The organism is Shewanella sp. 10N.286.52.A9 (genome assembly GCF_041468985.1).
Taxonomy (GTDB): Bacteria; Pseudomonadota; Gammaproteobacteria; order Enterobacterales; family Shewanellaceae; genus Shewanella; species Shewanella japonica.
Genome location: NZ_JBFRJQ010000003.1, coordinates 94,322 through 101,664, shown reverse-complemented (window position 1 = coordinate 101,664; position 7,343 = coordinate 94,322). Strand labels below are relative to the sequence as shown.

General features: G+C 41.7%; 4 protein-coding genes. 2 read left to right on the top strand and 2 right to left on the bottom strand.

The window, feature by feature from the left end; all coding sequences use genetic code 11:
• Window positions 1-44: 44 nt before the first annotated feature.
• On the bottom strand, window positions 45-1,604 hold the full coding sequence (locus AB4128_RS02555; protein ID WP_055024415.1) for a SulP family inorganic anion transporter: 1,560 nt from the start codon (window positions 1,602-1,604) through the stop codon (window positions 45-47).
• Window positions 1,605-1,795: 191 nt separating this feature from the next.
• Window positions 1,796-5,116, bottom strand: coding sequence for a ribonuclease E (rne, locus tag AB4128_RS02550; protein WP_372036675.1), 3,321 nt, complete (start codon window positions 5,114-5,116; stop codon window positions 1,796-1,798).
• Between the two features lie 605 nt (window positions 5,117-5,721).
• Here rne and rluC point away from each other — a divergent pair.
• The gene (rluC, locus tag AB4128_RS02545) at window positions 5,722-6,678 is read left to right on the top strand and encodes a 23S rRNA pseudouridine(955/2504/2580) synthase RluC (protein WP_055024417.1); all 957 of its coding nucleotides are present in this window, start codon (window positions 5,722-5,724) and stop codon (window positions 6,676-6,678) included.
• Window positions 6,675-7,331, top strand: coding sequence for an HAD-IA family hydrolase (locus AB4128_RS02540; protein WP_372036673.1), 657 nt, complete (start codon window positions 6,675-6,677; stop codon window positions 7,329-7,331). Before rluC ends, AB4128_RS02540 begins: the two co-directional genes overlap by 4 nt.
• The last annotated feature ends 12 nt before the right edge of the window (window positions 7,332-7,343 follow it).

Here is a 7,343-nt window from a genome sequence, read left to right as displayed (position 1 = left end):
CCTATTTTAGGACTAGACAATTAGCTTTAAATGGCTAACGTATTTTATGAGTCAAGTGCATCATCTGCGACTTTGTAGTGTGGATCTTCGATAACATTAATCTCAACTAAGTCACGCGCTTTATGTAGTAACTCTTTACAGTCAGGGCTTAAATGTCTTAAATGCAGTCGTTTACCCGCAGCAACATAACGCTCAGCCAAGGTATCAATAGCATCTAATGCTGAGTGGTCAGCAACACGTGAGTTTTGGAAATCCACAATCACATCTTCAGGATCGCCAGCAGCATCAAATAACTCTAAGAAGTTTGAAACTGAGCCGAAAAACAGCGGGCCATTCAGTTTATAGACTTTCCAATCGTTAGCATCGGTACTGGTTTCAACGTTGATGTGTTTAGCGTGCTCCCATGCAAATACAAGTGCAGACACAATAACACCAACAAACACAGCAAAGGCTAAGTCAGTAAATACGGTTACCGTTGTCACTAACACAATAACAAAAGCATCATGCTTAGGTACTTTACGCATGACTTTAAAACTTGCCCACTCAAACGTGCCTAATACCACGATGAACATTACACCGACCAATGCGGCAAGTGGAATGATTTCGATGAACGCAGCACCAAACAGAATAAACGCAAGTAAAGCTAGTGCAGCTGTGATACCAGATAAACGGCCACGACCACCAGAGTTGATGTTAATCATTGATTGACCAATCATCGCACAACCGCCCATTGCGCCAAAGAAGCCACTGGTAATGTTACCCACACCTTGACCAACACATTCTTTGTTACCACGACCACGGCTGTTTGTCATTTCATCGATTACCGTTAAGGTTAGTAACGATTCGATTAAGCCAACTGCCGCTAAAATACAGGCATAAGGTAAAATGATATAAAGGGTTTCTAAGGTAAACGGCACACTCGGAATTGAGAAGCTTGGTAAGCTGCCAGCAATAGTGGCTTGCTCATCACCACTCATTGTTTTCAAGAAGTCGAGTACATTGCGTGTATCTAAGTCTAGTCCAACAACTAATGCGGTTACTGTTAAAATTGCCACCAATGAAGAGGGGATAGCTGTGGTTATTTTTGGTAAAAAATGAATAATTGCCATGGTCAAAGCAACTAAGCCAAGCATTATCATTAACGGCTCTTGACCTAGCCATACCATGTTGCCTGCAGCATCTTTAACTTGGAATTGACCAAGTTGTGCTAAGAAAATCACAATAGCGAGACCATTAACAAATCCGATCATCACTGGGTACGGTACAATACGGATAAATTTACCGAGTTTAAATATACCTGCAGATATTTGAATTATCCCCGCCAGCACGACCGCCGCAAATAGGTATTGAACGCCATGTTCAACAACTAGTGATACCATGACAACAGCCATTGCACCGGTTGCACCAGAAATCATTCCTGGACGACCACCAATTACAGCAGTGATTAACCCCATAATAAAGGCTGCGTATAAACCTACCATAGGTTCAACTTGTGCGACGAATGCAAAAGCAACAGCTTCTGGAATAAGCGCAAGAGCAACAGTTAAACCAGATAGAATATCTGCTTTGCTACTGCTGGTTTTATGACGTAGTAGATCGAACATTTAGCCTCTGAAAACAATTGAAGTGTTTGAAAATTAAAGTGTGCGTATGTTAACAAAATTTAATGCTTCACTAAACCTGAATTTAAGCTTAATTCAGTTTAATTACTATATTTGACCAACGTAGACTCAAAAAAAAACCACGCTATTTAGCGTGGTTTTTAAGGAGCCTATATTAGGCTCAGTATTTGAGTTTATGCTTTAGTGGTATCAGAAGATGCACTGTTAGCTACTTTTGATTTTACCGTTTCAGCATCAGGTTGTGATTTTTGGTATTCACGACCTTTTGGTACAGCTTGCTGCTGACGCACTTCAGATACAGGTTTAGTTGTTTCTGACATTACCATTGAACCAAAGCGACTAGCAGCAGGTTTTTTAGCTGGTGCATCAGTTTTCGCTTCTGTTTTAGTTTCGGTAGCAACTGGTGCGGTAACCACTTTACGTTCGATTGCAGCAGGCTTAGCCATTGGTGCTGATGCAATTGAATTATCTTTAGTTACTGTTTCAGCTTTTACTGGTTCAGTTTTTACAGCCTCAGCTTTTGCAGGCTCAGCCTTAACTTCAACCTTAGCTTCAACTTCAACCTTAGCTTCAACTTCGGTAGGTTTAACTGCATTGTTTGATGTTTCAGCTTGCGGTGCTGTTTCGATAACGTCTGCAGTTTCAGCTACAGGTGCTTCGACTGGCACTTCAACTTCACTAGTTGATTCAACTTCACTAGCTGATTCAACAGGCGTCTCAACCTTTTCTGAAGCCTCGACAACTTTTTGAGTGTCAGTTGACGTTTCTTCTTGCGTAACTTCAACTTTATCGTCAGTCACAGCTGGTGTTTCAGTTTCTACAGTTTGAGAAGTAGGAGCTTCAACAGCAGGAGCTGGCTCTGTAGTGACTTCTACTGCAGCTTGTTCAGCATCAAGTTGCTTTTCTAGTTCATCTACAGGCGTAAATACGGCTGCAGAAGGTGCTGTTTCATCTTCATCACGGCGACGACGTTGTCCAGCTGCACGAAGATGGCGTGGGCTACGACGGCTGCGACGTTGACCTTGTTTCTCTTCGTTGTCTTCTGAGGTTGCTTCATCTGAAGCGTCTGATGATTCAACTTTAGCAGGAGCAGTTGCTTCAGAGGCTGCATTATTTGTTGCAGCTACAACGTCAGTTGTTTCAACAACAGTTTCAGCTTTTGGCTCAACCTTAGTTTCAACAGTGGTTTCAGTTGGAACTTCTGCGCTGGCTTCAACTTTAGATACCGTGGCATCTAATGAGGGTTTAGCAGCTACAGATTCAGCATTCGCTTCAGTTTCAACTTTCGCCTTGTTGTCTTTCCTTGGGCGACGAGTGCGTGTTGGTTTAGCTGATTGCTCCGCATTTGGCTTTGCAGTTACGTCAGCAGATTTAGCATTTTCAGCTACTTCAACTTCATTTAGTTTTGCTTCACTTTGTTCGTTCTCGATACGAACTTTACGACGCATATTACGACGTTGACGACGCTCTCTTGCAGCTTCTTGCTTAGGAGACTTCTCTCCTTCTGGGCGAGACTTATCTGCAGGCTTGTTAGCCTTGTTACGTTGGTCGTTTTTAGACTGACGTTTTTCTTGTTGCTCTTTATTTGCAACATCTCTGTCAGCCTTCTTATTACGGCCTTTGTTGTCTCTGCCTTTGTTGTCAGCATCATTACGATTATCACTGCGGTTATCGTTACGGTTGCGACGGTTGTCATTTCGGCGAGAGTCATTACGACGGTTACGGCGATTATTTTGACCTTCTTTGCGATTCTTATCAGACTGCTTCGATTCTTTCTTAGCAGGTTCATCTGATGAGAATAGCTTGCTGATAGCAGAAACCATTTTAGCGAAGAAACCAGGCTCTGACGGCGCTGATTCCGTTGCTTTTGGTTTTGCTTCTACAGCAGGTTTTGCTGCTGCTTTCGGCGTACCGAAACCTTTAATCGCTGGTTGAGGCGCTTCAGCACGTTCAAGTTTGCGAGGCTCGTATAATTTAGCTTCAGGCTTTTCTACACGCTTGTAGCTTGATTCAACGACTTCATCGTCGCTTCTTAAACGAGATACACGGTAGTCAGGTGTTGTCATGTGAGAATCAGGAATGACATATACTTCAACATTGTGACGTTCTTCTGTAATGCGAATTGCTTTACGTTTTTCATTTAATAAGAACGCAGCAACATCAACAGGAACAACAGCTTCAATTTGAGACGTGTTCTCTTTAATGGCTTCTTCTTCCATTAAACGAAGAATAGAAAGCGCTAATGACTCAGTACTACGAATTGTACCTTGGCCATGACAGCGGGGACATAAATGCGCTGCTGATTCGCCAAGAGAAGGGCGTAGGCGTTGACGAGACATTTCCATTAAGCCAAAACGTGAAATACGGCCAAGCTGGACACGAGCGCGGTCTAAATGAACCGCATCACGCATTCTATTCTCAACTTCACGTTGGTGTCTAACTGGCGTCATATCAATGAAATCGATGACGACTAAACCGCCTAAATCACGTAAACGTAATTGACGTGCAATTTCGTCTGCCGCTTCTAAGTTGGTGTTTAACGCTGTTTCTTCGATATCGCCGCCTTTTGTTGCACGGGCTGAGTTGATATCGATTGAAGTTAGTGCTTCCGTTGGGTCAATTACGATTGAACCACCAGAAGGCAAGCGCACTTCACGTTGGAATGCGGACTCAATTTGAGATTCGATTTGGAAGTGTGTGAACAATGGTACTTCAGACTCGTAACGCTTAACACGTTCAACGAAATCAGGGCGTACTAAACCAATATGCTGTTTTGCTTCTTCATAGATACGTGGATGGTCAATTAGTATTTCGCCCACGTCACGACGTAAGTAATCACGGATTGCACGAACAATCACGTTACTTTCTTGATGAATTAAAAATGGCGCAGGTTTACTCTGAGCTGCTTCTTGAATTGCTTCCCAGTGGTGTTGTAAAACTTTTAAGTCCCACTTTAATTCAGCAGCATCTTTACCAACACCAGCAGTACGTACAATCAGACCCATACCATTTGGTACAGTTAACTCTGACATAGCCGCTTTAAGCTCAGTACGCTCATCACCTTCGATACGACGCGAAATGCCGCCAGCACGAGGATTATTTGGCATCAGAACTAAATAAGAGCCAGCAAGAGAGATAAACGTTGTTAAGGCAGCGCCTTTATTGCCACGTTCTTCTTTATCGATTTGAACGATAACTTCTTGGCCTTCAGATACCACTTCTTTGATATTTGGGCGGCCTTGGAAAGAGTATCCTTTAGGGAAGTATTCGCGAGCGATTTCTTTTAATGGAAGGAAACCGTGACGGTCAGCGCCGTAATCAACAAACGCAGCTTCTAATGAAGGTTCTACGCGAGTAATGGTGCCTTTATAGATATTTGATTTTTTTTGTTCATGGCCTGGGCTTTCGATATCCAGATCATACAATTGTTGCCCATCTACTAGGGCAACACGCAACTCTTCCGATTGAGTTGCATTAATTAACATACGTTTCATGATGACTTAATTCTTCTAATAAGGTCATCAAACGTCGAGATTTCGTTGCATTACGGGCCTAAAATTGTTGTTCACTAAGCCTCACGGCTGGTTTTTAGGCAAGTTAGGGGCGCATTGCTGTAAGACGCATTCGCTGCGTGTCGCGACCTATTTATGGCTTATTTTTTAATAATTACAAAAACAAGGAATTCGTTGTTAATCGCCAACAAACCCCATAAATTTAAATTTCTTTTCCGGTAATGCCCAAGACGAATCTGTCTGTTTGATAACAAGCTAAAATTTGTTCGAATAGGGGGGCGTAGGTTTTCAGGAAAACTTAGTAAATAATGATTAAGCAGACGGTTTAACTGTAAAAACGATACTAATCGAATTGTGATGTTTACAATTTGCAAATCAATGACTTGCTACCTGTCGTGCTCATGAATTCTACTGAAAAAACACCGTAATGATTTGAGCTTGTGAACAATTTATTCACTGTTTATCCTCAATCACAGCGCAAATATAGCAATAAACAATTTATACAGCAATAAAAACCATACATTCTTATTGTCCCATCCAAGCAAAACTTAGGGTACAATGTGCCTCGTAATTACTATAGGCGCATCATGAATACAGAAACTCCCACGAAAGTTCAGTTGGTCACCATTGATGAAGATCATTTTGAGCAACGCATTGATAATTTTTTACTAACCAAACTTAAAGGTGTCCCTAAAAGCATGATTTATCGTATTGTGCGAAAGGGCGAGGTTAGAGTTAACAAAAAACGCATTAAACCTGAGTACAAATTACAAATTGATGATGTGGTTCGTATTCCACCAGTCAGAATGGCTGAGAAAGATTACCGAACAGCGCCGTCACCTAAATTATCTAAAGTGACTCAGCTAGAACAACGCATTATTCATGAAGATAATCACTTAATCGTATTAAATAAGCCGGCTGGGATTGCAGTTCACGGTGGCAGTGGTGTGGATTTTGGTGTGATTGAGGGCTTACGCTCTTTGCGTCCACAGCAAAAGTTTTTAGAACTAGTACATCGTCTGGATAAAGATACCTCAGGGGTTCTCCTCATCGCTAAAAAGCGAAGTGCATTAAAGCATTTGCATGATCAGTTACGTAAAAAAACCATGCAAAAAGATTATTTGGCGTTGGTGCGTGGTGATTGGCAAGCGAAAGATAAAGTCGTTAAAGCGCCGCTGTTAAAAATTACTCTTAAGTCTGGTGAACGCATTGTTCGTGTGAATCAAGAGGGGAAGCCTTCTGAAACTCGTTACAAAATCATGCAGCGTTATCAAGGTTGTACCCTTGTAAAGGCAAGCCCTGTCACTGGCCGTACTCATCAAATCCGTGTTCATTGTCAATTTGCGGGCCATGCTATCGCTTGTGATGATAAATATAGCGAACAAAAATTTGATGATGCAATGCGCGAAAAAGGGTTAAATCGTCTATTTTTGCATGCGGCAGAACTTAAATTCATTCATCCAGAGAATGATGAAGTCAAAATAGTGAAAGCGCCATTAGATGACGTATTACAATCAACATTAGAAAAGCTGAAACGCGCATGAATCAAGACACAATTAAGCAGTATGAGTTAGTGATTTTTGATTGGGATGGCACATTAATGGATTCAATTGGTAAGATTGTTGATTGCATGCAATGTGTTGCTAAAGAATTGAATTTACTTGTGCCGTCAGAGCAACAAGTTCGAGACATCATTGGATTGTCTATATTACCAGCGATGGAAAAATTATTTCCTGACAATCCTGAACAATATGATGCATTGCTTGAAGCTTATAAAAACTATTATATGAATATTAACGCGACGCCTTCGCCTTTATTTGATGGTATTGAGTCAGTGCTTTCACAGATTAAAGCCAATGGGCAGACGCTTGCTATCGCGACAGGTAAACGCCGAGCAGGCCTTGACCGTATGCGTACTGAGACAGGCTTAGGTCATTATTTTATTGCAACACGTTCGGCTGATGAGGCGGAATCTAAACCGCATCCATCTATGATTACTTCATTGCTTGAAGAATTGGACATCTGTCCAAGTAAAACGGTAATGATAGGTGATTCAAAATTAGATATTGCGATGGCTAATAATGCTGGCGTGAATAGTATCGGAGTGACTTATGGCGCCCATAGCCTAGAAGATTTACTAACCCAGTCACCGACAAATACAGTTAATTCGCCGCAAGATATTCTGTTGCATATATAAGTCGACTCTTTC